Source organism: Pseudomonas sp. LB3P14 (genome assembly GCF_054898045.1).
On sequence record NZ_CM142714.1, the window covers coordinates 386876 to 412785 of the forward strand.

At 55.6% G+C, this 25910-nt stretch carries 25 protein-coding genes and 1 pseudogene; 12 read left to right on the forward strand and 14 right to left on the reverse strand.

Translation table 11 applies throughout. The annotated features are described in order from the left end of the window. Window positions 1-3 precede the first annotated feature (3 nt). The 4 genes from ACYZT5_RS01840 to ACYZT5_RS01855 form a co-directional block, all read right to left on the reverse strand. Window positions 4-126, reverse strand: a complete 123-nt coding sequence (locus ACYZT5_RS01840) for a hypothetical protein (RefSeq protein ID WP_462049524.1) — start codon at window positions 124-126, stop codon at window positions 4-6. Between the two features lie 244 nt (window positions 127-370). Beyond that, complete coding sequence (locus tag ACYZT5_RS01845; RefSeq protein ID WP_462049525.1) at window positions 371-811, reverse strand: hypothetical protein; 441 nt, start codon at window positions 809-811, stop codon at window positions 371-373. Between the two features lie 144 nt (window positions 812-955). Beyond that, complete coding sequence (locus tag ACYZT5_RS01850; protein WP_462049526.1) at window positions 956-1861, reverse strand: carbohydrate kinase family protein; 906 nt, start codon at window positions 1859-1861, stop codon at window positions 956-958. A gap of 71 nt (window positions 1862-1932) precedes the next feature. Further along, window positions 1933-2883, reverse strand: coding sequence for a helix-turn-helix domain-containing protein (locus ACYZT5_RS01855; RefSeq protein ID WP_462049527.1), 951 nt, complete (start codon window positions 2881-2883; stop codon window positions 1933-1935). A gap of 294 nt (window positions 2884-3177) precedes the next feature. Between ACYZT5_RS01855 and ACYZT5_RS01860 the strand changes: the two genes are divergently transcribed. From ACYZT5_RS01860 to ACYZT5_RS01880, 5 genes are all read left to right on the forward strand, one after another. Further along, window positions 3178-4485: an ABC transporter substrate-binding protein gene (locus ACYZT5_RS01860; protein ID WP_462052167.1), complete on the forward strand. Its 1308-nt coding sequence runs from the start codon at window positions 3178-3180 to the stop codon at window positions 4483-4485. A 145-nt stretch (window positions 4486-4630) separates the two neighbouring features. Continuing rightward, window positions 4631-5557, forward strand: a complete 927-nt coding sequence (locus ACYZT5_RS01865) for a carbohydrate ABC transporter permease (RefSeq protein ID WP_462049528.1) — start codon at window positions 4631-4633, stop codon at window positions 5555-5557. A gap of 10 nt (window positions 5558-5567) precedes the next feature. Beyond that, a complete protein-coding gene (locus ACYZT5_RS01870) occupies window positions 5568-6398 on the forward strand; it encodes a carbohydrate ABC transporter permease (RefSeq protein WP_024164536.1) in 831 nt (276 codons plus the stop codon). Between the two features lie 33 nt (window positions 6399-6431). Further along, window positions 6432-7529, forward strand: a complete 1098-nt coding sequence (locus tag ACYZT5_RS01875) for an ABC transporter ATP-binding protein (RefSeq protein ID WP_462049529.1) — start codon at window positions 6432-6434, stop codon at window positions 7527-7529. A 66-nt stretch (window positions 7530-7595) separates the two neighbouring features. Beyond that, window positions 7596-8369: an L-iditol 2-dehydrogenase gene (locus ACYZT5_RS01880; protein ID WP_462049530.1), complete on the forward strand. Its 774-nt coding sequence runs from the start codon at window positions 7596-7598 to the stop codon at window positions 8367-8369. Window positions 8370-8484: 115 nt separating this feature from the next. Here ACYZT5_RS01880 and ACYZT5_RS01885 read toward each other — a convergent pair whose 3' ends face one another. After that, window positions 8485-8661, reverse strand: coding sequence for a hypothetical protein (locus ACYZT5_RS01885; RefSeq protein ID WP_462049531.1), 177 nt, complete (start codon window positions 8659-8661; stop codon window positions 8485-8487). Window positions 8662-8847: 186 nt separating this feature from the next. Between ACYZT5_RS01885 and ACYZT5_RS01890 the strand changes: the two genes are divergently transcribed. After that, complete coding sequence (locus tag ACYZT5_RS01890) at window positions 8848-9051, forward strand: hypothetical protein (RefSeq protein WP_462049532.1); 204 nt, start codon at window positions 8848-8850, stop codon at window positions 9049-9051. Between the two features lie 51 nt (window positions 9052-9102). On the opposite strand, the gene ACYZT5_RS01895 is transcribed toward ACYZT5_RS01890, so the two are convergent. From ACYZT5_RS01895 to ACYZT5_RS01915, 5 genes are all read right to left on the reverse strand, one after another. After that, on the reverse strand, window positions 9103-9588 hold the full coding sequence (locus ACYZT5_RS01895) for a GNAT family N-acetyltransferase (protein WP_462049533.1): 486 nt from the start codon (window positions 9586-9588) through the stop codon (window positions 9103-9105). Between the two features lie 49 nt (window positions 9589-9637). Then, on the reverse strand, window positions 9638-10855 hold the full coding sequence (locus ACYZT5_RS01900; RefSeq protein ID WP_462052168.1) for a DUF3422 domain-containing protein: 1218 nt from the start codon (window positions 10853-10855) through the stop codon (window positions 9638-9640). Window positions 10856-11063: 208 nt separating this feature from the next. Further along, entirely contained in the window at window positions 11064-12743 is a 1680-nt protein-coding gene (locus ACYZT5_RS01905) for a thiamine pyrophosphate-binding protein (RefSeq protein WP_462049534.1), read from the reverse strand. Window positions 12744-13151: 408 nt separating this feature from the next. Then, on the reverse strand, window positions 13152-13955 hold the full coding sequence (locus ACYZT5_RS01910; RefSeq protein ID WP_462049535.1) for a 2OG-Fe(II) oxygenase: 804 nt from the start codon (window positions 13953-13955) through the stop codon (window positions 13152-13154). Between the two features lie 72 nt (window positions 13956-14027). Beyond that, window positions 14028-14837 (reverse strand): glycosyltransferase, encoded by an 810-nt coding sequence (locus tag ACYZT5_RS01915; protein WP_462049536.1) that lies wholly within the window; start codon window positions 14835-14837, stop codon window positions 14028-14030. Between the two features lie 641 nt (window positions 14838-15478). On the opposite strand from ACYZT5_RS01915, the gene ACYZT5_RS01920 reads away from it, so the two are divergent. Continuing rightward, on the forward strand, window positions 15479-15745 hold the full coding sequence (locus ACYZT5_RS01920; RefSeq protein ID WP_462049537.1) for a ParD-like family protein: 267 nt from the start codon (window positions 15479-15481) through the stop codon (window positions 15743-15745). Beyond that, on the forward strand, window positions 15742-16533 hold the full coding sequence (gene map / locus ACYZT5_RS01925) for a type I methionyl aminopeptidase (RefSeq protein WP_462049538.1): 792 nt from the start codon (window positions 15742-15744) through the stop codon (window positions 16531-16533). Before ACYZT5_RS01920 ends, map begins: the two co-directional genes overlap by 4 nt. Before the next feature lie 112 nt (window positions 16534-16645). On the opposite strand, the gene ACYZT5_RS01930 is transcribed toward map, so the two are convergent. Beyond that, a complete protein-coding gene (locus tag ACYZT5_RS01930) occupies window positions 16646-18037 on the reverse strand; it encodes a GntP family permease (protein ID WP_462049539.1) in 1392 nt (463 codons plus the stop codon). 119 nt (window positions 18038-18156) lie between these two features. Beyond that, on the reverse strand, window positions 18157-19464 hold the full coding sequence (hisD, locus tag ACYZT5_RS01935) for a histidinol dehydrogenase (protein ID WP_462049540.1): 1308 nt from the start codon (window positions 19462-19464) through the stop codon (window positions 18157-18159). Between the two features lie 216 nt (window positions 19465-19680). Between hisD and ACYZT5_RS01940 the strand changes: the two genes are divergently transcribed. Next, complete coding sequence (locus tag ACYZT5_RS01940) at window positions 19681-20754, forward strand: LacI family DNA-binding transcriptional regulator (protein WP_462049541.1); 1074 nt, start codon at window positions 19681-19683, stop codon at window positions 20752-20754. A 133-nt stretch (window positions 20755-20887) separates the two neighbouring features. Further along, window positions 20888-21901: a GlxA family transcriptional regulator gene (locus ACYZT5_RS01945; protein ID WP_462049542.1), complete on the forward strand. Its 1014-nt coding sequence runs from the start codon at window positions 20888-20890 to the stop codon at window positions 21899-21901. A 125-nt stretch (window positions 21902-22026) separates the two neighbouring features. On the opposite strand, the gene ACYZT5_RS01950 is transcribed toward ACYZT5_RS01945, so the two are convergent. Together ACYZT5_RS01950 and ACYZT5_RS01955 are read right to left on the reverse strand one after the other, a co-directional pair. Next, a complete protein-coding gene (locus ACYZT5_RS01950; RefSeq protein WP_462049543.1) occupies window positions 22027-22155 on the reverse strand; it encodes a hypothetical protein in 129 nt (42 codons plus the stop codon). Between the two features lie 56 nt (window positions 22156-22211). Further along, on the reverse strand, window positions 22212-23108 hold the full coding sequence (locus tag ACYZT5_RS01955; protein ID WP_462049544.1) for a LysR substrate-binding domain-containing protein: 897 nt from the start codon (window positions 23106-23108) through the stop codon (window positions 22212-22214). A 3-nt stretch (window positions 23109-23111) separates the two neighbouring features. Between ACYZT5_RS01955 and ACYZT5_RS01960 the strand changes: the two are divergent. Beyond that, window positions 23112-24241, forward strand: a pseudogene (locus tag ACYZT5_RS01960) (dicarboxylate/amino acid:cation symporter); the annotation flags it as partial. Between the two features lie 10 nt (window positions 24242-24251). Next, window positions 24252-25727 carry a cysteate racemase gene (cuyB, locus tag ACYZT5_RS01965; RefSeq protein WP_462052169.1) on the forward strand — a complete coding sequence of 492 codons (1476 nt, stop codon included), beginning with the start codon at window positions 24252-24254 and terminating at the stop codon, window positions 25725-25727. The last annotated feature ends 183 nt before the right edge of the window (window positions 25728-25910 follow it).

Consider the following 25910-nt stretch of genomic DNA (forward strand, 5'->3'; position numbering starts at 1 on the left):
CACTCACTGAGCGGCCTGCAAACCTGCATTGCGTGCGTACATTTCCCACATGGCCCGCGCCCGTTGCTGAGCCTGTTTGCGTTTGCGGTAGCTGGCGAAGTCGATGAGGTTGTCAGTCGGATTCATGGGGCACTTCACTGTGGTGATGAATGACGGGATGAACTGAGAGTACCCGGATATTTTTATAACGATAAATACTGATTTTGTATTTGTTAATGCTTTTTTGTTCTTGTTAGGGCAGAGCATTAACTCAAGCGATTATGCGCAGTACGTCTTTGTGCTGGAGAACGGCCGGGTGGTGATGAAGGTACGGCGGCAGAATTGGCCGCGTGCAGCAGTTGGTTGTGTGCGCCTTGCCTAGCGTTGAACGCTAACTACACGTGACGTTAACGGCCTTCGCGGCGCGTTGCAGTTCTTTTTTAACGTCGACAGGTATCCGCTGTTTCACGAGTCGCTGTTCGAGGAATGTCTGATCGCCTCGAGTATCGACCTCAGCGTCAATTGCAGCATCCACCGCTTCTATGGCGGCAGCGTGCGCCTCGATGACTGCGTCAACCTCAGCGTCACTGGTGGCGGCGTCGAGAGCACTAATGAGTGTCGCCACTTCGTCTTCTTCAGCCTTGCCATAGGCATCTACGGACAGCCCGGCAGCCAACGCCCGCGCTCGGATTTCCACGCCTTTCAGAGCCTGCTTGGCCTCTCCACACAGAACGTCATGTTTGTGGTTTTCGGCAACTTTCCATTGGAAAAATCCAGACGTCATCGTGCCGATAATCGCTACGGCGATACCACCGATCAGGATCCGCTTCATGGGTACAGTCGTGAACGACAGGGGATTGAAGGTTCGGTGCGCATCGCTTCGTTCTCTATTCAAGGAAATGAAAGCGTAGCACCGGAACCGGCCTGGCTCCGTCCAACGTCAATGCAAATACAGGGGGGAAGGAGCGGTGTGTCTTCAAGATTTTGGCGTATTAAGTAAACCTTTCACCTCGGCCAACGTTGGAGCATGGGCCCCGGCATGGCGGCAGGACAGGGATGCGCAGGCTGATGAAAATCGCAAGCGTTCCCTGAAATCGGTCATTCCGAGCAAGTCCGATGCCAGCCAACCGGCCATGCAAGCGTCTCCTGCACCTACCGTATCGGCCACGTCTACGGCGATAGCCGGCTGCTCATACCGGCCGTCGGGGGTGTACAGAACCATGCCGTGTTCACCTCGAGTAAACAGGATCTCAGCCACTGGATTAAGTGCGCGAAGCTCATCCAATGCCTGGTGTTCGGTCAGCCCTGGATAAATGTGCCGAAGGTCTTCGTCGGAAAGCTTAATCATGTCGGCCAGGGCGGTCATCGTCGGGAACGTCTGCTCCCGATAACGGCTGTCCATCAAATTGCGCCAGTTCGGATCATAGCTAATCCGTTTACCCGCGCCTTTGGCCTGTTGAGCGAGTTTTACCAGTCTGTCACCAAGCGGCTGACGAGCCAGGCTGATACAGCTGAAATGGCACACTTGAGCATGGTCAATCCATCCTTGCGGCATCAGGCCGGGATCGAAAAACTGATCGGCCTCTCCAGCAAAAAAATATCGTGGAGGACGGCTCGATGGAACGATGGCCACCAAGGGGTCTCGGTCTACTCGTTGGATAAATCGCCGGTCCAGACCTGCCAGCTCTGATTGCCTGGCTATCTCGTCGCCCAGGGAGTCGGTGCTGATCGAGCCTGCGAAGGCGCTGCTAACGCCCAAGCGACTTAGCGCTCGTGCAACATTCCAGGGCGCGCCGCCTGGATAGCCTTTCCACTGTCCGGGAGCGCCTTGGACAAGGTCGGTCAGGGCTTCGCCAAATACGACTGCGCGAGGCAATTCCATTGTCATTTCCTCAATTTTTTCTTAGGGAGTTGCTGCTGACAGATCAGAGTCGACCGCCAGGCATTACTCACTCAATGGGCTTTGGTGAAAGGCAGGGACGGGTGAGCACCGTTGCGATTGAACAACGTCATCGCCGTTTCGCGACGGTATTCGCTCGGTGTCTGTTCCATTTCGATGCGAAAGTGCCTGTTGAAGTTAGAAAGGTTTTCATAGCCAACCTCAAAGCAGATGTCAGCCACCGACATCTCTGTTTGCAACAACAGCCTGCAGGCGCGCTGAACCCTGAGCTTGCGCATGAGATCGATGAAACCGTGGCCGGTAATCCGTTTGAAGAAGCGCGAAAAACCGGGCTCGCTCATCTCCAGGCGCTGAGCGATAACCGACAGGCGAATGTCGCCGGTGAGTTCAGTCAGTAGGTAGTCAAAGGCCTTGTTGATTCGCTCGGAACTGCGGGCATCCAGGGTGGGCGCATAGCATGCGCTGGCGAGCAAGTGAACGTCATGCGAGGGGGCTTTCATCAGCGCGTTGATCAATTGCAGGAACAGAATCAAACGCTCGAGACCTTGGGCGGGGCCTATGTCCTCAAGCAGTCGCGCTGCCTGTAGAGCCGTTGCCCCAGTGAACTCCAGGCCGCGACGCGCTTGTTCAAAAAGGTGCTGAAGCTCTCCCAGCTCAGGCATCGTTGCGCGTAAGGCCAAAATGGCTGCGCCATCAAACTGCAGCACCACATCGCGCCCCGCGAGGTATTCACCGGCAGCGAGATCCCCAATCCAGTCATGGGGAAGGGCGGGGCCGATGAGCGCTACGTGACCGGCACCGAACGCACCAATGTAATCGCCCGCGACGAGCTTGCCGCTGCCTTGGCGGATCAGATGAATTTCGAATTCAGGGTGATGATTCCAGCGAGCCAGGGAGTAGGGGTAATCGTGTTCGTACCAGCGAAAGCAATGATCGGGCTCAGGAAGAATAACCTCCAGCTCGGCGGGTCGCTGCTCGAACAGGGCTGCTCGGGTATCAGGCATGTCATGCCCCTATTTAATTATTTGTTCTTCGAATGCGACCAACATACGCCTTCTCCGCCGGCACCTGCTAGCTCACGTATTGCCTGCAACTAATACTTTTTTGATCTCCGGCCGCTATGACGCGTGCGGTTAAAAAAGTATCAGATGCGCATCCGCTATGCGTTTGTCCGGGCCTTTTTAAGCTGCTGTAATCGAGTCGTCCACCATTGCCGGTCAGACGTATTTGATCAGCGGTGGTTAACAAACAAAAATAATAGCTCCCGTCGTCCAAGGCGCGGAGCGGAGAGCACTACGATGAAAATCCCGAAAGCGCTTTTCCTTTCCGCTGGCCTATCCTTCGCCCTTGTCAGTCAAGCCGCTGAAACAGTGACCATTGCCACCGTCAACAATGGCGACATGATCCGGATGCAGCGACTCTCCAAAATTTTTGAACAACAGCATCCTGATGTGAAGCTCAATTGGGTGGTGCTGGAAGAAAACGTCCTGCGTCAGCGCCTGACGACCGATATCGCCACACAAGGCGGCCAATTCGACGTGCTGACGATTGGTACTTATGAAACGCCGCTTTGGGGCGCCAAGCGTTGGCTCGAGCCCATCACCGGGCTGCCACCCGAGTACGACCTGGAAGACATCTTCCCTTCGGTACGCCAAGGCCTGTCGGTCAACAACACGCTCTACGCGTTGCCTTTCTATGGCGAAAGCACGATCACCTATTACCGCACCGATTTGTTCAAACAAGCAGGCCTGAGCATGCCCGAGCATCCGACCTGGACGCAGCTTGGCGAATTTGCGTCCAGGCTCCACCAGCCTGACAAAGGACAGTACGGCATGTGCCTGCGTGGCAAGGCCGGTTGGGGTGAGAACATCGCGCTGATGAGCACCATGGCCAACGCCTTTGGTGCCCGTTGGTTCGATGAACAGTGGCAGCCTGAGCTGTCCAGCCCAGAGTGGGCCGCAGCGGCGCACTTTTACGTTGATACCCTCAAGAAGTTCGGGCCGCCAGGGGTGTCGAGCAATGGGTTCAACGAAACCCTCGCGCTGTTCAACAGTGGCAAATGCGCGATCTGGGTGGATGCCAGCGTCGCGGGCTCGTTCACCACCGATAAAGAGCAGAGCAAGGTCGTCGACAGTGTGGGCTTTGCGCCTGCACCGACTGAGGTGACCGACAAAGGTTCGTCATGGCTGTATGCGTGGTCGCTGGCGATACCCGCAACCTCCAAGCACAAAGACACCGCCAAGGCCTTTATCACGTGGGCAACGTCGAAAGAATACATTCAACTTGTCGCTAAAACAGACGGCATCACCAATGTGCCGCCAGGCACTCGGCAGTCCACCTACAACGAGGCCTATTTGAAGGCCGCACCTTTCGCCCAAGTGACCTTGCAGATGATGCAGCACGCAGATCCTGCGCACCCATCGATCAAGTCTGTTCCTTATGTTGGCATCCAGTACGTCACCATTCCCGAATTCCAGGCGATTGGCACGTCTGTAGGGAAGCTGTTTTCGGCGGCTCTCACCGGACAGATGTCGGTTGATCAAGCACTCGCCGCCGCCCAGTCAACCACCGAACGTGAAATGAAGCGCGCCGGTTACCCCAAATAACCCGCCATTTCAATGTGGGAGCGAGCCTGCTCGCGAAAGCGGTGTTCCAGTCGCCAGAGATGCATCGGATGTACCGACCTCTTCGCGAGCAGGCTCACTCCCACAGTTGATCTTCATTTGTCTGTTCCCAATCGGTTCTATCGCCATGAATATTTCAACTGCCAAAACTCACATGGACATTCCGCAACCGGTGCGTAAAAGCCGGTTGGCCAACCCCGGCTGGTTCCTGGTCAGCCCCTCGGTGGCGTTGTTGCTGTTGTGGATGATCGTGCCGCTGGGCATGACCGTTTACTTCTCGCTGATCCGCTACAACCTGCTCTACCCCGGTGAAAACCAGTTCGTGGGGCTTGAGAACTTCAGCTACTTCCTCAGCGACTCGGGGTTCCTGCCCGGCGCCACCAACACCTTGTTGCTGGTCGGCAGCGTGCTGTTGATCAGCGTGGTGTTCGGGGTGCTGATCAGTGCGCTGCTGGAGGCCAGTGAGTTTCTCGGCCGCGGCATCGTGCGGGTGATGCTGATCTCGCCGTTCTTCATCATGCCCACCGTCGGGGCGCTGATCTGGAAGAACCTGATTTTCCACCCGGTGTCGGGGATCCTCGCCTACGTCTGGAAGCTGTTCGGCGCGCAACCGGTGGACTGGCTGGCGCACTACCCGCTGCTGTCGATCATCATCATTGTCTCCTGGCAATGGCTGCCCTTTGCGATCCTGATCCTGATGACCGCCATGCAGTCCCTCGACCAGGAACAGAAGGAAGCCGCGCGCCTGGACGGTGCCGGACCGATCGCGATTTTCTGGCACCTGACCCTGCCGCACCTGGCGCGGCCGATTGCGGTGGTGGTGATGATCGAAACCATCTTCCTGCTCTCGGTGTTCGCCGAAATCTTCACCACCACCAACGGTGGTCCCGGCTACGCCTCGACCAACCTGGCGTACCTGATCTACAACCAGGCGCTGGTGCAGTTCGACGTCGGCATGGCGTCCGCCGGTGGCTTGATCGCGGTGGTGATCGCCAACATCGCGGCCATCGTGCTGGTGCGCATGATCGGCAAAAACCTGACTGACAAAGCCTGAGGCCTGCGCCATGACCCTTCAACAATCCCGCCGTCTGCAAAGCCTGCTGCTCGGCACCCTGGCCTGGGCCATCGCGATCCTGATCTTCTTTCCGATCTTCTGGATGGTGATGACCAGTTTCAAAACCGAAATCGATGCGTTCGCCACGCCGCCGCAGTTCCTCTTCACGCCGACGCTGGAGAACTACCTGCACATCAACGAGCGCAGCGATTACTTCAGCTTCGCCTGGAACTCGGTGGTGATTTCGTTCAGCGCCACGGCCCTGTGCCTGCTGATCGCGGTGCCGGCGGCGTACTCGATGGCGTTCTACGAAACCCAACGCACCAAAGGCACGCTGCTGTGGATGCTCTCCACCAAGATGCTGCCCCCGGTGGGCGTGCTGATGCCGATCTACCTGCTGGCCAAGAGTTTTGGCCTGCTCGATACGCGCATCGCGCTGATCGTGATCTACACGCTGATCAACCTGCCGATCGTGGTCTGGATGATTTACACCTACTTCAAAGACATCCCCAAAGACATCCTCGAAGCCGCGCGGCTGGACGGCGCCACGCTGTGGCAGGAAATGGTCCGGGTGTTGCTGCCGATCGCCAAGGGCGGCCTGGCGTCCACGGTGCTGCTGTCGCTGATCCTGTGCTGGAACGAGGCGTTCTGGTCGCTGAACCTGACCTCGTCGAAAGCCGCGCCGCTGACCGCGTTGATCGCCTCCTACTCCAGCCCCGAAGGTCTGTTCTGGGCCAAGTTGTCGGCGGTGTCGACACTGGCCTGCGCACCGATCCTGATCTTCGGTTGGATCAGCCAGAAACAATTGGTCCGCGGCCTGTCGTTCGGCGCCGTGAAATAGCCCTCAAAGAATAAGCACAAAAGGAGCGCCACCATGGCCAACCTGAAAATCAAGAATCTGCAAAAAGGCTTCGAAGGTCTGTCCATCATCAAGGGCATTGATCTCGAAGTCCGTGATAAAGAATTCGTGGTGTTCGTCGGCCCATCGGGCTGCGGAAAATCCACCCTGCTGCGCCTGATCGCCGGCCTGGAGGAGGTCACCAGCGGCACCATCGAACTGGATGGCCGTGACATCACCGAAGTCAGCCCGGCCAAGCGCGACCTGGCGATGGTGTTCCAGACCTATGCCTTGTACCCGCACATGACGGTGCGCAAGAACATGTCCTTCGCGCTGGATCTGGCGGGTGATAACAAGCAGGACGTCGAGCGCAAGGTGACTGAGGCCGCCCGGATCCTGGAGCTGGAACGCTTGTTGGAGCGCAAGCCGAAGCAACTCTCGGGCGGCCAGCGCCAGCGCGTGGCCATCGGTCGCGCCATCGTGCGTAACCCCAAGATCTTTTTGTTCGACGAGCCGTTGTCCAACCTCGACGCCGCCCTGCGGGTGCAGATGCGGTTGGAGCTGTCGCGGCTGCACAAGGAACTGCAAGCCACGATGATCTACGTGACCCATGACCAGGTCGAAGCCATGACGCTTGCCACCAAAGTGGTGGTGCTCAACGGCGGTCGTATCGAGCAGATTGGCTCGCCGCTCGAGCTTTATCACCAACCGGCCAATCTGTTCGTCGCAGGATTTCTGGGCACCCCCAAAATGGGCTTTCTCAAGGCCACCGTGGTTGCCAACAGTAATCAGGGCGTAGAGGTCGAGCTGGCATCCGGTCGACGTTTGCTTATCCCTCGTGACGCAAGCACGTTGAGCGTGGGCAACCCGGTCACAGTCGGCATACGCCCTGAACACCTCAGCCTGGATGATCAAGGGCAACTGCCCATCACCACAGACGTCACCGAACGCCTGGGCAGCGACACCTTCTGCCACGTCGTGGCCAAGTCGGGTGAAGCCCTCACCGTACGCGTCAATGGCGATTGCGATGTCGCTTATGGAGAGCAGAGGTGGGTCGCGCTGAACGTTGCGCATTGCCATTTGTTCGACGAGCACGGGAAGGCTATCGCCCCGTTGGTGCGACTCGCCGCCTGATCTTCAAGCCTCTCCACTGCCCTCGGTTGGGCGTACCCGACATTCAAGAAAACGGATGAACACTCAATGAAACGACTAGAAGGTAAAAGCGCACTTGTCACCGGATCCGCCCGAGGCATTGGCCGTTCGTTTGCTCAGGCCTATGTGAATGAAGGGGCAACGGTAGCCATCGCTGACATCAACCTTGAGCGCGCCCGGGCCACGGCTGCCGAGCTCGGGCCAAACGCCTACGCTGTCGAGATGGACGTGACCGACCAAGCGTCTATCGATAATGCGATGGCTGCCGTCATCGCACAGACAGGCAAGCTGGATATCCTGATCAACAACGCTGCGTTGTTTGATCTCGCGCCCATTGTCGACATCACCCGCGACAGCTTCGAGCGTTTGTTGTCGATCAATGTCGCCGGAACACTGTTCACCCTTCAGGCCGCTGCTCGTCAGATGATCCGGCAGGGGCATGGCGGCAAAATCATCAACATGGCCAGTCAGGCAGGCAGGAGAGGGGAGGCGCTTGTTGGTGTGTATTGCGCGACTAAAGCGGCTGTTATCAGCCTTACACAATCAGCAGGTCTGGACCTGATCAGGCATGGGATCAATGTGAATGCCATCGCGCCAGGCGTGGTAGACGGCGAGCACTGGGATGGCGTCGATGCAATGTTCGCTCAATATGAGAATCGGCCATTGGGCGAAAAGAAAAGGCTCGTGGGTCAAGAGGTGCCTTTTGGGCGGATGGGGACCGCTGATGATCTGACGGGAATGGCGATATTCCTCGCTTCGTCCGAGAGCGAATATGTGGTGGCTCAGACCTACAATGTCGACGGTGGAAACTGGATGAGTTGACCTCAAAGCATCACAGGCAATTGCAATGGCTACACGTACTCATCAATGCTAAAAAGCGGCCAACTCGACCCAGGTCTAAGGCCGCTTTTGAAGTCCGCCAGCGTCAAGCATCTTGCTAGTTGCCGTCCGCCACCTTGCGTTCTATCTCAGCTATTTTTCGACTGAGCTCCTCAGCGTCCTGCTCCTTGGTTCGGGTTGAAGAGGGCGTAATGGTTTCATCCACGCCTTTGGCGTCAGGGTCCCTGTCCTCACGATCTCTTTCGACGTCATTAACACTGTCATCGTTGTTCATATCGCTTACCTCCATTGGCCTAAACATTGGATTCAACGCTACGGCTGGAGTTCGAGATTTTTTGTCGGCGTTCCCACGAAACGTACCGGCGGTCAGACCGCCTGAATTTTCCCCTGATGGCGATACTCGACCGTCCGAGGAGCAGTCGCTCCTTGATAGCGGTGTAATCCGCCGGGGGAACACCTAATGACAACGGCAACGGTCGAAGATTTCAGGATCAAATCTCACGCTTTCCTGATCGAGCTGGACGCCGCTACGACGGGCATGATGATGCTGGTTTCTTCCAGATGTGTTTCAGGACCAGAATGGGAAGAGGCAACCAAACGGCATCACGATGCTTATGAGGTTTGGAATTCCTTTCTCAATGTCACTGCTTCAGGCGCTGACTAAGACTATTGTTCCGACCCATGCGGACGTACAGCAAATAGACACGTCGGTGAGTCAGTTCCGTAGAGTCCAGAGCATTGTCTGAACCATGATATGCGGATGACTTGCTAAAGGTTCCCATTCATCGATGAAAGAGAAACCCTGCTTTAGATAGAAGTTCGAGGCCCTTGCATTGTCCGCAGAGACGTCCAGAAAAACGCGATCATGCCCTTTTCCGATCGCACGAGATTTCACCGCCTCAACAAGCTGAGTTGCCACGCCTGAACCACGTGCAGCGGGTTCAACCCACATTCCGATCAAGTTATAGCGATTCGCTTGACTGACTCCGCCACCGATCATTCCCACCGGTTTATCTTCCTTGATGGCTAACCAGAATTCCGGTCCGGCCGCTGACGAGGCTCGTTCTTTCCACTGTTCGTCACTGTAATTAGCGGCCGTTTGGTAACTCACGCCAAACGCTGTCGGCGTGTCCAAAAGCGCAGCAAGACGGACTTTCTTCAACAACATCCAGTCTTTAGCTTCCGTCAATCGAATGTCCATGATCTTCCTTAAAGATGGCGAAACTTCAGCATCCCTGCGATTCACCGTTTCAGTGCTCTTTGACCTTCTTGATGCGGAAAATAATCAGCGCAAGGATTGCGATCGCAAGGGGCGTCATGGCCAGCATAGCCTCCCGCGGGGCCACTTCGGCGCCGAGCAGGTGTAACCCTGAGTAGCCAAGCTTGAGCAAGTTCAGCAGGTAATACGTAATGGCGATAATCGACAGACCTTCCACGGCGCGCTGGATCTTGATCTGGGCATCGGCGCGGGCGTTCAGGCTTTTGAGAATTTCCGAGTTCTGTTCTTCCATTTCCACCTGAACCCGGGCTTGCAACAGGTCGCCCAGGTTGGCCACGCTTTTGGCCAGGTGCTCCAGGCGCTGTTCGGTGGCGGTGCAGTACCTGACGGTGGGTTTGAAGCGGCGCTCGATGAACACCCCGAGGCGCTGGCAATCGCCTACGTGACTTTCTCGCAATTCGCCCAGGCGCTCGTACACGAGTTGGGCATAGGCCTGGGTGGCACTGAAGCGGTGGCGGGTTTTCGCGGTACTGCTGACCACTTGGGCTGAAAGGTTGGAGATATCCGCCAGCAGGGCTTTCGCGTTGCCGCTGTCAGCGTCGGCGTTACGCTCGGAGAGGGTGACCAAGGTCTTGTCAAAGGCATCAAGTTGCGCGCTCAAGGTCTTGGCCGTGGTCAACGACAGCGAGGCCATCATGCGGTAGGTCTCGATTTCCAACAGGCGGCGGATCATCCGCCCTTGGCGGTAGGCGTTGAGGCGCCGGTTGACGAACAGTAAGTGGTTGCTGCCGTCTTCGCGCAGACGAAAATCGCTCCAGACCACCGCATCGCCACCGCCCACGCAGGAACCGCAGGGGTCCTTGAAGCCGTAGCGGGCGAGGTCCAGGCCGGGTTCGCCACGCACTACGATCTGCACCGAGTTGATCAGCTGCGGCAAATGCACTTCGACCTTTTGCGCCAGCACCTCGGGCAGCGATGCCCAGGACAGTTCATCACTCGATGATGTGACCACCAGGGTCAGGGTGAAGAACTCGGCGTGGCGTTCCCACTTGAGTGGATGGCCGTCGAGCTGAGTGATGCCTTGGGCGGCATGAGGATCGATCGGAGCAGGGCAGCAGTGCTCCAGCAGCGCATTGCACTCCAGTTCCCCGCCGAGGAAGGCCAGGTGAAACACATGGGCCGGTTCGTCGAAATACAGTGACGGGCGCGCGTGCAGTTCGTTGTGCAGGGTTTGTCTTTGCGGATGCATGTTGTTCAGGCCGATCGACTGCTGTTGTTGATGGGACAGGTCGATGAACTCACGAGTCACAAGCAGCAATCCAGGGTTTTTCGCTGGGGTGGTAACGCAACACTGTCAATTCAGTAGCCGGCAAGCGAACCCTGCGTGCGAGGAAAGAACTAAAAAAAGGCGCCTTTTTCAGCGTGAATCAGGCGCCCAAAACCGAAGAGATTGCCGCTCACTTTTTGCTTGATTGCTCTCTGATCTGGGTCAGGCTAAGTCGAGGTGTCAACGCTTCAGGGTCGACTCTGACCTCAATCAAAGATGGCCGGGATATTTCAAGGCAGCGTTCAAACGCTGGCGCAAATTCCGACGTCGTTGTGACCACCTCGCCATGGAGCCCATAGGCTTGGGCAAGTGCTGCGAAATCCGGGTTGTGCAAATCTGTTCCTGACACGCGTCCAGGGTAATTGCGTTCCTGATGCATTCTGATGGTTCCGTACATTGCGTTGTTGATCACAACGAAAATCACATTGGCCCCATATTGCGCTGCCGTCGCTATCTCCTGACCGTTCATCAAGAAGCAGCCATCCCCGGAAAACGAAACCACCACTCGATCCGGGCAAGTCAGTTTGGCGGCAACAGCAGCAGGAACGCCGTAGCCCATCGAGCCGTTGGTAGGTCCTAACTGAGTACGGTAATGGCGGAACTGGTAGAAGCGTTGAAGCCAGACAGCATAGTTTCCAGCACCATTGGTCAGGATCGCGTCATCCGGAAGTCTGCGATTCAACCACTCAATGATTTCGGCCATTTGGACGGGGCCAGGCGAGGATGTACGTTCCAGGTTTTGCTGATAGTTTTGGTTCAGCGTGCGGGTCCACTCACTGTTTCTTTGGGGGGTTGTTGCCGGGAGTCTTGCTGCTGATTTCGCAAAGCTCGACATGCTGCTGTTTATAGCCAATGCCGGTTGGTAGACACGCCCCAGCTCCTCAATACCTTGGTGAATGTGAATCAAGGTTTGCTTGGGCACGGGAATATCCAAAGCAGCGTATCCACCTGTCGAAACCTCTCCCATTCGGGAGCCTACGACCAGGAGCAGGTCGGCGTCTTTCACGGCTGACGACAGCTGTACTGACGCCGCGAATCCAAGATCACCGGCATAGTTAGGGTGTCGATTGTCGAACAGGTCCTGGCAGCGAAAGGAGGCTGCCACCGGGATATTTTGCTGTTCAGCAAAAAGCCGAATGTTGTGCACTGACTCGTTATCCCAGCCGCTGCCACCCAGCACCATCAATGGACGCTCTGATCGCTCAAGCAGTTGCTGCATGGCGGCCATTTGCTCGGCTGCCGGCGTCATCAAGACTCGTTTGAAAGGCCCGGCATCACTGACTTCCGCCATTTCGGTCAGCATGTCTTCCGGCAGTGCGACCACTACTGGCCCTGGCCTGCCATTGACCGCTCGGTGGAACGCTTGGCTTATCAACTCGGGAATTCTGTTTGTGTCGTCGATTTGTACGACCCATTTCGCCAAGGGGCCAAACATCTGGCGAAAATCAATTTCCTGAAAGGCTTCGCGATACTGCTGGTCGCGAGCGACTTGGCCGATGAAGAGGATCATCGGCGTAGAGTCCTGGAATGCTGTGTGAACGCCAATAGAGGCGTTTGTTGCCCCTGGGCCTCGGGTCACGAAACAGATGCCTGGCTCTCCAGTGAGCTTGCCGTAGGCTTCTGCCATATAGGCCGCCCCACCTTCCTGGCGACACACCACCAGATCGATTTCTTCTTGCACGTCATGCAATGCGTCGAGGACCGCGAGGTAGCTTTCCCCCGGAACACAAAAAGCTCTTTTGACGCCATGGATGCGCAAGGCATCCACCAATATCTGACCTCCGCTACGACGAGAAATGGCTTTATTCATTGTTATCTCCTGAGTCGAATGGTGCGGTGTGAAGAGGTGTACGGCTCACTTTCTGGCGGGTACTGACAAGATCAATTAGAAGAATCTACGTGTGTTCTGTGCCATCAATCTTGAGCATCATCAAGTAGGGGTACAAACGATGATTGCTCAGCACTTCATTCCCTCAGCTATTGAAGTCCCGTGCGACTCGCTCACAAATAATTCTTCTCTGGTGTAGATGGAACGTAATCGTCTTGTGCCAAGCCAGTCGCGAGCAGCAGGCCAATCAACGATGCCAGTCCTGACGCCAATCTGAGAAGGGTGAAGAGATCAAAAAACTATTTCATAGCTGCGACCGAGCGTGGGGGCGCATCCAGATTGCAAGCTAACGTCTAACAAAGCACGAACTTGATCGTCTGGCTATATAGTTTAGTTTTTCTTCTTGATTAGTTTGCTCATGTAGTACTTGAGGCTTAAACGATCTTTGGGTCTTGGCTTGTAGTGGGTTTTGTTTCTTTGTGCGGGATCGATCGCCATGGTTCCTGCGGTGTAGTAATAAAGCGCTATAGACTTGCGCGTGATGTGCTCTGGAGTCGTTAAAGGCTCTGGGTGCCCATGATTGCTGTCTTTGTCTGTGTTGAAAATGACGCAGCGATTGTAAATAGGCAAGACTTTTTTAAGGCAGGTCTTCATATCAACATCCCAAAGTTCCAGGTTGCCGCCGTATTCCTCTTGCCAGTCTTCATTCAGATAAATTATGACATTCAGTCTGCGTTCAACATTAAGCTTTTTGTTGAGCCTGAAGTCCGAGTGCACCCCCAGGAAACCACCACTTTTCGTTTCATGCAGCCCGCCACCGGTAAAGTAGGGGTCGGGTATCAAACCTTCGATGCCTGTGAGCTTTTCAAGAAACTGCAACATGGGCGCCGAGTTAAAGGCGTTAAAAACAGTCTTCAAATAGGCGGGGCATTCGTTGGGACTAATTTGACGTTTTCGTTGACCTTTATAGCCGCGCTCGTAGAGCATTTCGTTGTGGGTTGGCTCGACTGGGAAGTGCGAGCAGATACTTGCAATCAGTTCTTCGCGTAAGAAGTTATCGATGACTATGTGCGGAAATGGCGTCGCCTGAATATAGTGACTAGCCAATGAGTGACCAAAGGCGCTCGCGGCGTTCTGGTCGAAATCAAGCTCCGGGGAGAGGGTGATAGGTAGTGCTTGAGTGATGGGTGCCATTACCGCTCCAGTAACTTAATATAAAGACCTGAGGTTGACTTAAAACAGAGTCGAACGCACTGCCTGAGTAGCTTAAGTTCTACTGTCGTCCTTGTTCAGGCGCTTAAGGATGTTATTGTACATTTTGGTTCGTCTATGAGTCTTTTCATAGCCGCCAGCCGCTGCAACGGTGCCAGCCTGGATATGATCCAGATAGCTGAAAATTTTACGTGGTGATAACATTTCAACGACATAACCAAGCTCGGTCATGCGGTCTTGGAGGGTATAGCCAGGAACACGATCATCCATCGAAAAATGCATGCCGTGCTGTTTGATAAGTTTGCAGTTCCACAATGTACAGAAACTCTTCAAGTAGATTTCTCTGTATGGTTTTGGTTCTCTGGAACGTAATCCCATGGAGATTTTCAGGTGTCTAAAATGGTGTTTTAATAATCGTGAGCTAAAGCGCCAAAGCGTTCTCGTGACACCACGATTTATTTGCTCTACACAGCCGACGGCTACGATTTTTTGGTTTTTGAGGCATTTATTTAGCATCATTGGGAAAACATTTTTATCGAAAACAAATGTGTCAGTGTGCATTAGAAATAAATAATCAGTTTCAATTCGCTCCAAAACCAGGTCAAGTGCTTTGCCATGCGCGATATGGCCTGGCTCTGGTTCAGAAACAGATCGCTCGATCAAATTAATCCAATCAAGTGTTCGCAAATACTTAGTGCTTTCATCGGCGGAATAGTTGTCAACTACCCATACTGGGACGCTGTTGCTGCTCACATGCTGGTGCAATAAGTCTAAACATATTTTGGTGATTTCTGGCGTCTTGTAATTGACTATAACAATGCTGAAGGCTTTGGAGTTTTCAGCCGGAAAACTAGTGCTGTTCATCGTTCAGTCGCTCAATGGTATTGTATTTAAATGTAGAGATAATTGAACCTGTATCCAGCGTTCGCTTATTTTTTCGCGCAAATTTTGCGTGACTATAAAGCCCAATTTGTAAATCGCTTTTTTGTCATACGCTGAATTACCATAGCTACTCAGACCTGATGGAGAGCATTAGATGCGGACTTCATCGTATAAGGATCCACTCTATAGGTAAACATCCGTGAAATATTTTGTTACATCTGAAGGCTGGTTAGGCGAGCTCCTTGGGACGGTGTGGGTGCACGCGATTCAATTTTAGGGTACGACCACATCAGTGAATGGAACCTCGGTTATAGACACAAGAGGGTCTGCTATTGGCCCAGGCTGTGTAAAAACGCAGGCACCGTTTTGAAGTCTGCGTTGCTACGTAAAATCTGCCAGTGCTTGGTTAATCAGCAGACCTGAAATTTACGTAGAAACGCGATTTTCGTTCTGGTTTTGGCCGTAAAACCTGCTCTAAAACGTTTTGACACAGCTTGGGCCGATAGCGGTCACTCTGGCGTCTGCAATCCAAACTGCCTCAGCGCGTTCTGTCCGTGAAATTGCAATCCTGCACCCTCATCAATTAATATATGTTTCATATACATTTCATATTGGATGAATCAGTGGGTATCGTAAAAATTTCAGAGGGCATGCACGAGAATCTGCGCGTCGCCAGCGATGCGCTGAGCCGCTCGATCAATGCCCAGGCCGAGCACTGGATGCGCATAGGGATGCTTGCGGAGTTACATCCCAACCTGGATCACAGCGACCTCTGCCGTTTGCTGATTCGTGCCGAACTGGCGGGTGGCCTCGATTTAAAACAGCTATGCGCACTCGCCGATTTTTCGCAAAGCTCCCAGGTTCATGCAACACCAGGAGCCAAGCAATGAAGGCGAATGTCGCTATCAACAGCCCGGCGGAAATAGCCATGTCTCGCGCTGCGGGCACGCTGGCCGCCGAGGTCCTGGCCATGATTGCTCCCCACGTCAAAGCAGGGGTCACCACCGACGAACTTGATCAGCTCTGTCACGACTACATCGTCAACGTGCAAAAAGCCATACCAGGCAATGTCGGCTATCACGGCTTCCCGAAAACCGTGTGTACATCGGTCAACCAGGTGGTCTGCCATGGCATCCCTTCGGCCAATGCACTCAAGGATGGCGATATCGTGAATATCGACATTGCCGTTATCAAGGAGGGTTGGTACGGCGACACCAGCCGCATGTACTTCGTGGGTGAGCCCGGCCCGGAAGCTCGACGCTTGGCAAAGACGACCTATGAAGCGATGTGTGCCGGTATTCGCGTCGTCCGCCCCGGCGCTACGCTGGGCGACATTGGCCATGCCATTCAGACCGTGGCCGAAAGAGACGGATTCAGCGTCGTGCGCGAATACTGCGGTCACGGTATCGGCAAGGTTTATCACGATGAGCCGCAGGTCCTTCATTACGGCTACCCAGGCCAGGGCCTGAAACTGAAAACCGGCATGATCTTCACCATTGAGCCCATGCTGAACGCTGGCAAGCGCCATGTGAAAACGCTGGCTGACGGCTGGACCGTGGTCACCAAGGATCACTCACTCTCGGCTCAATGGGAGCATATGATCGCGGTCACTGACGACGGCTTCGAGGTTCTGACCCGTTGGCCCGATAGTGTCGATGGGTATCCCGCCATCGTTTAGGCGCTTCTGTCTATCCGTTTTTTACCCAGTCGGTCAGGTCGCGCCTGGTGGATTTTGAAGAAAAAAACGGCAACCCTGGGGTTGCCGTTGTCTTTTGTACACTCAAGTCAGATCAGACAATTCCGGTCATGTAATACACACCGATCACGAAAAACGCCGCCAGTATCTTGAAGAGAGTCATGCCGAAAATATCTTTATAGGCCTGACGGTGGGTCAAACCGGTGACCGCCAGCAACGTGATGACCGCGCCGTTGTGGGGCAGGGTATCCATGCCGCCAGCGGCCATTGCCGCCACGCGATGCATGACTTCCAGGGGAATTTGCGCGGCGTTGGCTGAGGCGATAAAGGTATCTGACATGGCGGCGAGCGCAATGCTCATTCCGCCTGATGAAGACCCGGTGATACCCGCCAGCAGGTTGATGGTGATGGCCTGATTGACCAAGGGATTGGGAATGACCTTCAGCGCCTCAACGACAGCGACGAAGCCAGGCAACGCCGCGATGACTGCACCGAAGCCATATTCGGACGCGGTATTGAGGGTGGCAAGCATCGCACCACTGACGGCTGTACGGCTGCCTTCGGCCAGCTTGCGGGCGATGGTGCTGTAACTGAACACGAAGACCGTGACGATACCGACCAGCAAGGCCGCCTGGACCGACCAGATGGCGATCATCTTCGACACTTGGGTCTGGATCGGTCCCTTCAGCCCTGGCAAGTCGATGTCATAAACGCTGCCATACCAGTGTGGAATCCAATGCGTGAAGGCCAGGTTCATCACGCCGACCAACAGCAAGGGCAACAGCGCCACCAGCGGATGGGGCAGGGCGATGTCCTGTGGTGTTTCCGGTTCATTGCGCAGATCGCTGCCGTAGCCTTCTCCCGCGCGATGGGCTTTACGGCGCTGACGCTCGAGATACAACATGCCGCCGATCAGCACGAATAATGACCCCAGCACACCCAACCAGGGTGCAGCCCAGGACGTGGTGCCGAAAAACGTGGTCGGGATGATGTTCTGGATCTGCGGCGAACCCGGCAACGCATCCATGGTGAAGGTGAACGCACCCAGGGCAATCGTTGCGGGCATGAGTCGCTTGGGGATATTGCTTTGACGGAACATCTCCGCCGCAAATGGATAGACAGCAAACACCACCACAAACAGCGACACACCGCCGTAGGTGAGCAGCGCGCAGACCAGAACAATGACCAACATGGCCTGGCTGCCGCCCAGCAGGTGAATGACTGACTTGACGATCGAACGGGAAAAACCGGACAGCTCAATCAGTTTGCCGAACACGGCGCCCAGCAAAAATACGGGAAAGTAGAGCTTTATAAAGCCAACCATCTTGTCCATGAAAATATCACTGAACGCCGGGGCTACCGCGGTGGGGTCAGTGAGCAAAACGGCGGCGAGTGCAGCGAGCGGCGCGAAGATAATGACGCTATATCCCCGATACGCTGCGAGCATTAAAGCGAACAGCGCCAACAAGGCGATGATGACACTCATGGGATGTCCTTCGAGGCTGAGCCTGTCGCGCAGAGGGGGCGAGGGATGGGCTGCGCACTGGCTGTGATTTTTTGTTGTTGGGCCGCGCAACGGTCGCGGCCCTTTTTAGCCAGGTGTTCTTACTCTGCGATGCCGGCGTACGGCACATCCTTGTGACCGTAACGACGGACACGAATGTTGGCCTGTTCGCCGTGTCCGGAGAATCCTTCCAGTGCACACAGGCGTGAGCAGTACTCACCAATGAGGGCCGACGCTTCGTCGGTTGTGACCTTCTGATAGGTGCAGGTCTTGATGAACTTGCCGACCCACAGGCCGCCGGTGTAACGCGCGGCTTTCTTGGTGGGCAGGGTGTGGTTGGTGCCGATGGTCTTGTCGCCGTAAGAGACGTTGGTACGCGGGCCGAGAAACAGCGCGCCGTAGTTGCGCATGTTTTTCAGGAAGAAGTCCGGGTCATGGGTCATGACTTGTACATGCTCGAAGGCCAACTCATTGGCGATGGCGAGCATTTCCTGTTCGTCTTCAGCCACGATCACTTCGCCAAAACTCTCCCAGGCCTGGCGGGCAATTCCAGCGGTCGGCAGGATCTGCAGCAGGCGCTCGATTTCAGCCATGGTTTCGCGCGCCAGTTTTTCCGACGTCGTCAGCAAAATCGCAGGCGAGTCCGGGCCGTGTTCGGCTTGACCGAGCAGGTCAGTGGCGCAGATTTCACCATCGACCGTTTCGTCCGCGATCACCAGCGTTTCGGTGGGACCTGCGAACAAGTCGATCCCGACCCGGCCGAACAATTGGCGTTTTGCCTCGGCGACAAAAGCGTTGCCCGGGCCGACCAGCATGTCGACTGGAGCAATGGACTTGGTGCCCAGGGCCATGGCCCCGATCGCCTGAATCCCGCCCAGGCAGTAAATCTCATCGGCGCCCGCCATGTGCTGCGCAGCAACGATGGCTGGGGCCGGCTTGCCATGGAACGGTGGGGCGCAGGTGATGATGCGCGGCACGCCGGCCACTTTGGCGGTGATCACCGACATGTGCGCTGAAGCCAGCAGCGGGTACTTGCCGCCCGGCACGTAGCATCCCGCCGCATTGACTGGAATATTTTTGTGACCGAGGACGACGCCTGGCAGCGTTTCGACTTCCAGGTCACGCAGGCTGTTACGTTGATGCTGAGCGAAGTTACGCACCTGGGTCTGGGCGAACTCGATGTCGGAGATGTCGCGTTTGGTCAGCTGCGCCATGCATGCATCGATCTCGGCGCTGGTGAGTCGGTAATCCTCCCGATCAAGGTTATCGAAACGGATAGAGAGGTCTCGAATCGCAGCATCGCCGCGCTCTTCGATATCGGCCAGGGTCTTTTCGACCGTGTCACGCACTTCGCGGGCTGCCGATTTGATGACGGATGCTTCCGCGCCTTTTTTGAGCCAAGTAGCCATGGGATGAATTCCTGAGCGTTGTTGTTTTTGGTTTTGCATACGTATGCAGTGAGGGGCCATCCTAAGCCATTCCGAACGGCGATGAAAAGGGGGAGGGGGGAAAAACTGAAAATTACACAGGATGGGATTGAAGCGTTTGCTCGCGGAACGGCCAGGCAGCACACGTCGCGGTCAATGGTAGGTATGATCGGCATTTCAAAATTGGGCGCAGACGCAATGGCAGATTCCAACGAGCAACCCCGGCATCCGATCACGGCCCATGATGTGGCCAGATTGGCTGGCGTCTCCCAGTCTGCGGTCTCACGAACCTTCACCAAGGGCGCCAGTGTTTCGCCGAAGACGCGCAAGAAAGTCGAGGAAGCGGCGGCGACCTTGGGTTACCGCCCCAATCAGTGGGCACGCTCACTGATCAAGCGCCGATCCAACCTGATCGGCGTTGTCGCGCCCAGCATGGAGAACCCCTTTTATTCGGCGGTGCTGGAGGCCTTGTCGGCGGCGTTCGAAGAGCTGGGTTATCGCGTGCTGTTGTTCTCCACCGCGAATCACGAAGACTCCGATCCGGTGCTCGAAGAAGTGCTCGGCTACCGCGTTGAAGCCCTGGTTCTGGTATCGGCCAGCCTGTCTTCGCGTTTTGCAGAAGAGTGCAAACAGATCGGTTTGCCCGTCGTGCTGCTAAACCGTAGAAATGACAGCAGCAGCATTTCCAGCGTGACCAGTGATAATGCCCAAGGCAGCATGGAAATTGCCCAGTTTCTGGTTGCCGGCAGCCATCGTCAGTTGGCTTTTATCGCCGGCAAGGAAAGTTCCTCGACCAGTCGCGATCGGGAAAAAGGTTTTGTCGACGCGCTGCAACGTCTCGGGCATCCAGTACCGCAGCGCGAAGTGGGGCATTACACGTTTGACGGTGCAATGGACGCCACTCGCCGTCTGCTGTCGAGCGCCCATCCACCCGACGGCATTTTTTGCGCGAATGACATCATGGCGTTGGGCGCCATCAACGTCGCTCGCGAGGAGTTCGGGCTCACACCGGGCAACGACATTTCAATCGTCGGTTTCGATGACATTGCACTGGCAGCCTGGCCGGTCTTTTCGCTGACCACTTACGTTCAACCTGTTGGCGATATGGTGAGTCGCGCGGTCGGCATCATTTGCGCGCAATTGGAGAACCCTGATACGCCTGCGATTCAAGAAGTTCTTCGAGGTCAGTTGCTTGTCCGCAAAAGTTCGAAAATCCCTGAGTCCGGCGTGAAACAGGGACCTGATTGCCTTGTGTGGCAACCGCTCGAATAGGCCGGCGAACATTACCGCGATGCCTGATCAGTCGCATAATGGCGCTAGTGGTTTTGAAACTTTTGCGGTTAGCATTGCGCGTTATCAACGAACCAAACGACAGGGTCGTTAACGTAACCGAGTGGATCAAACATTGATCGAGCGACGCCAATTTAGCGGAGGCATGAAGGGGAAGAATCTTCGCTATTTGAACGATAACCCCAACGAGACGACTCAAAAGGTTCGGGCAGGATTTCTGTTGCTCGAGCATTTCTCGCTGCCCGCATTCACGCAAGCACTGGATACGATTGTCACCGCGAATCTGCTACGACCCCTGTTGTTCTCTTCCCGAACGTTCGGCTTGACCGATGGGGAAGTCGTCAGTGACCTGGGCCTGGTCATTCGGCCAGATGCCCGTATCGATTGTTCAGCGATCCAGGACCTGGATTTGCTGGTCGTTTGTGGCGGCTACCGAACAGAACTGAAGGCGAGTGACGATCTCATCAGCCTGTTGAGAGCGGCGGCAGACCAGGGTGTCAGTCTGGCCGGGTTGTGGAATGGCGCATGGTTCCTGGGAAGGGCAGGCTTGCTTGACGGGTATCGTTGCGCGATTCACCCCGAACATCGCCCCGCACTCGCGGAAATCTCCAAGGCGACGCATGTCACCAGTGAGCCCTACGTCATTGATCGAGACCGGCTTACGGCTTCCAGTCCCTCGGGGGCGTTCCACATGGCGTTGGACTGGATCAAGGGGCTGCACGACAAAGCACTCGTCGAGGGTATCGAGGACATCCTGGCTTTCGAGGAGTCTCGTTATCGGCGCATAAAACCGACTGAAAATATCTGTGTGAGCGCGCCATTACGCGAGGTGGTGAAACTGATGGATGCCAACCTCGAAGAGCCTCTGGAATTGGAGCAGTTGGCCGTTTACGCAGGCCGTTCGCGTCGCCAACTCGAGCGCTTGTTCAAGGAGCAACTGGGCACAACGCCGCAACGGTATTACATGGAATTGCGGATTACCGAAGCGCGTCGGCTGCTGCAGCACACAGAGCTGTCCCAGGTGGACGTGTTGGTTGCTTGTGGCTTTGTATCGCCCAGCCACTTCAGCAAGTGCTATAGCTCGTACTTCGGATACAGACCTTCCAAGGAAACGCGACTCGTCAAATAAGGGCGGCGCAATTTACAGTCGGGTTCAAAACCCTATATAGCCGAAGTAAACGAGTGCCACGGTAGCGGCGATACCAAACGCTCCCAACGCCTTTGCCGTTGAATTATACGGAGGCAGGGATTTGGTCAATCGCTGCAAGCGGGGATCCGAAAACGCAGCGTGAAGTCCAGGTCGATGACGGGAATGATCCCTGTAGCAGAAGCCGCGACCGAAACCAAAAGATTGCCCGCGACGCAGAGTGTTGAAATTTTCAAGGTTGGATTTCCCTTGTTGAATAGCCAAGTATTTCGACGAGACCGAAAGTCAGCCTCTAAGGCTGGACAGCGATTTTTTGCGAAGCTAGCTCCAGGGTTTTCCATAGCTCCAGCATGGTCGGATTTTGATTGGTTTTGGAACAGTACGAGCGTATTTCAAGCTGCGTGCTCCACTCGCTGCCACCGGCCCTGACCAGTTGTCCGCGCTCCAAGGCTTCTGCAACAGCGCTTTGCGGTAGCCAGGCTACGCCGTAGCCTTCTATGGCCATGCGCATCAGCAGCATCGCCATGTCTGCTTCGTAGCATCGAGTGAGCACGCAAGGGACAGGCGCGTTCTTGATAACGATGTCTGCAACTCGCCCCAAAAAAGTGGTGGCGGTGTAAGCAAGATGAGGAATGGGTTTTCCGGCTTTTCCTGGCAGCCGGTGCAACGGTTCTCCATGACGATTCGGGGCGCATAACGGGATGAATGAATCGTGTCCCAGGGTCAGGCTGACGAACTTTTCGACGTCAAGCAGGATAGGCGCTTTAGGGTGATGGTAAACGATCATCAGGTCGCAATTGCCTTCAGCTAATGCGATGACCGCGTCATGGATATTGGCCGCCACCACTCGCGCATTGAAAGGCTCATTGTGCTGTTGAAACCGAGTCAGCCATTTGGGCAGGAACGTCATCGAAAGGCTGTGCCCGGCGGTGACCTGAATAGACCGCCCAGGCATTCGTTCCTCTTGTCTGAGCGCTGAGCGTAATTCAAGCAGCGCGGCCAGAGCCTCCCGTCCCTGTTCACAAAAGGTTCGGCCTGCCAGCGTCAATTGAATAGGGTGGGTGCCTCGATCCACCAGTTCGACACCCACCCAATCTTCCAACGAACGAATTCGTCTCGACAATGCCGATTGGGTCACGCATCGGATCTCGGCCGCTCGGGAGAAATTCTTGCACTCGGCGATTGCCAAGAGATCGTCCACCCACTGGTTTTTGCGACGCTGGTTGGCGGTATCGCCAGCATGGGGAGTTCCAGATCCGTTGGGCGTATCGGTACCCGAGCGATGGCCTGGTTATCACCGCGTCGGTCGTTTCACTGTTGATTGGCATGCTGCTGGTGAACCTGTTCCAGCCGGGTGCCGGGCTTGATCTGCACATCAGCCAGGCGAGTACCACGCCGCTGCCGGTGAACACTGGCGACTTCAGTCTCAAGGTGTTTATCGGTCACGTCTTTCCGCGCAGCATTGCCGAGGCGATGGCCAACAACGAAATCTTGCAGATTGTCGTGTTTTCACTGTTTTTCGGCTTCGCGCTGGCCGGTGTGAAGAAAGCAGGGTTCACGCAGGTCACAACGCTGGTGGATGAGTTGGCCAAGGTCATGTTCAAAATTACCGACTATGTCATGGCGTTTGCACCCATCGGGGTGTTCGCCGCTATTGCCGCCGCGATAACGACTGAAGGGCTTGGCTTGCTGCTGGACTACAGCAAGCTGATCGCCGAGTTCTACCTGGGGATCGCGATCCTCTGGGCCGTGTTGTTTGGCGCGGGTTATCTGTTTCTCGGTCGTTCGGTGTTTACCCTCGCAAAGCTGATAAAAGAGCCCATCCTGCTGGCGTTCTCTACGGCCAGTAGCGAGTCGGCTTACCCGAAAACCATGGAAGCATTGGAACAGTTCGGCGCGTCCAAGCGGGTCTCCAGTTTCGTTCTTCCCCTGGGTTACTCGTTCAATCTCGACGGTTCGATGATGTACCAGGCGTTTGCAATTATGTTTATCGCCCAGGCCTACAACGTTGATCTGAGTTTTACGCAGCAGCTTCTGATCCTGTTGACCTTGATGGTGACCAGCAAGGGCATGGCCGGTGTCGCAAGAGCATCGATTGTGGTGGTCGCGGCCACGTTGCCGATGTTCAACCTTCCCGAAGCCGGCATTTTGCTGATCCTGGGCATCGACCAGTTTCTTGATATGGCGAGAACCGCGACCAATGTCGTGGGGAACAGCATTGCCACTGCCGTTGTCGCCAAGTCGGAACCGGATGAGGAGGAGGTCGAAGAACCGATTGCCCCAGCATCAGCGTCGACACAACCTTCCCCCGTTGCCGTTTGAGAGTCAGATGATGAGAACGCCAGCCAAACCCCAACTCACGCCATCGCTGACCCGCAAACTAGGAATCGTCGGAGGGCTAGGCTCCCTGGCGGGAGGTGATCTGTTCTTCAAACTGGTGAAGTCGAGGGCCGTACTGGCTGATCAAGGTCGATACCACTTTCTCTTCGAGCAACACCCGTTCAAGGACATTCTGTTGCCACTGGACAGGGTCGCGAACATGACCTCCAGAAAGTTCTATGTCTTTCAGGTTTGCCAATCGTTCGAAGTCAGTGGCGTGGACGCGATCATGTTGCCGTGTTTCGCCAGTCACACGTTCCGGGAGGAGATTCAGGAAGAGCTGGGTATCCCCATCCTGGATATGATGGCTGCCCTGAGCGAGCATATTCGTCATGTTGCCGAACCGGGCAGCACCCTGGGAGTTCTCGCTTCGGATTACGTTCGGTACGCCGGGTTATTCGAACGATACCTCGGGGCTGACTTCCAACTGGTCTATCCCGCCGAGCAGGATCAGTCGGCCATGATGGAGGCCATGTACGGTGTCGATGGAATCAAGGACGGACACATGGATGGAGTCCCGTTGGAAGGTGTGTATCAGGCGTGTCTATCGCTGCAAAGCCAGGGGGCGAACCTGATTGTCCCGGGGATGACAGAACTCTCGCTGGTGTCGGCTGACATTCAGCGTCGCGGGGTAAAGCTACTTGATGTGAATGAGATATACGCGGCGGCGGCAACCCTTTCAGGCAATCAACCCTCCCGCCCGCCGTTCAAACTTGGCATCGTTGGGGGTGTGGGGCCGGCGGCGACCGTGGACTTCATGGCCAAGGTGGTCAGGCATACGCCAGCAGGTCGGGATCAAGACCACATCAAGATGGTGGTGGAGCAGAACCCTCAGATTCCGGACCGAACCGCTAACCTGCTGTTTCACGAAGCCGACCCGACCCTGGCCATGTATGCCACCTGCAAACGGCTTGAGAGTTCCGGCGCAAATGCCATCGCAATACCGTGCAATACCGCCCATGCATTTGTCGAACGCATTCAGGCTTACCTGAAGGTTCCTATTGTCAACATGCTTAACGAAACCATTGAGGCTATCGCCGAGCAGTACGGTTCAGGCAAAACAATTGGACTGCTGGCCACCTCGGGTACTGTCCAGAGCCAGGTCTACCATGACGCCGCACGGCTCGCCGGTTTGCAGTTGATTACTCCGGGGTTCGACTACCAGGAAATGGTCATGAACGCGATTTACGGAGAACGAGGAATCAAGGCAGGTTTTACCGATGGGATCTGCAAGGATCAGTTGCTGCTCGCCGCAGAGCATCTGTGTGAATTGGGGGCGGATGTGCTCATTCTGGGGTGCACGGAACTGCCGCTGGTCTTGAGCCATTGCGACGACTTCAAACTCCGGGAACACACTGTTGCGCTAGTAGACCCGAGCCCGAGCACCCTTTTAGCGATCAGATGTGTTCACTTGGCGTTGCAGTATTAAGCAAGCAAAGCCGGCCATCGCACTGACGATGCTGACCGTTCGCTGCACACGGCCGAAGCCGCCTACGGGCGGTTTTTTTGCAACTGTAGATCCGGGATCTGAGCCCGTTCAGCGCTTAGGGGCGACGCAATAACTCGTCTGCGTTCTTGCAGACAGAGAAATCTCTGCTTAACTCTGAATCAA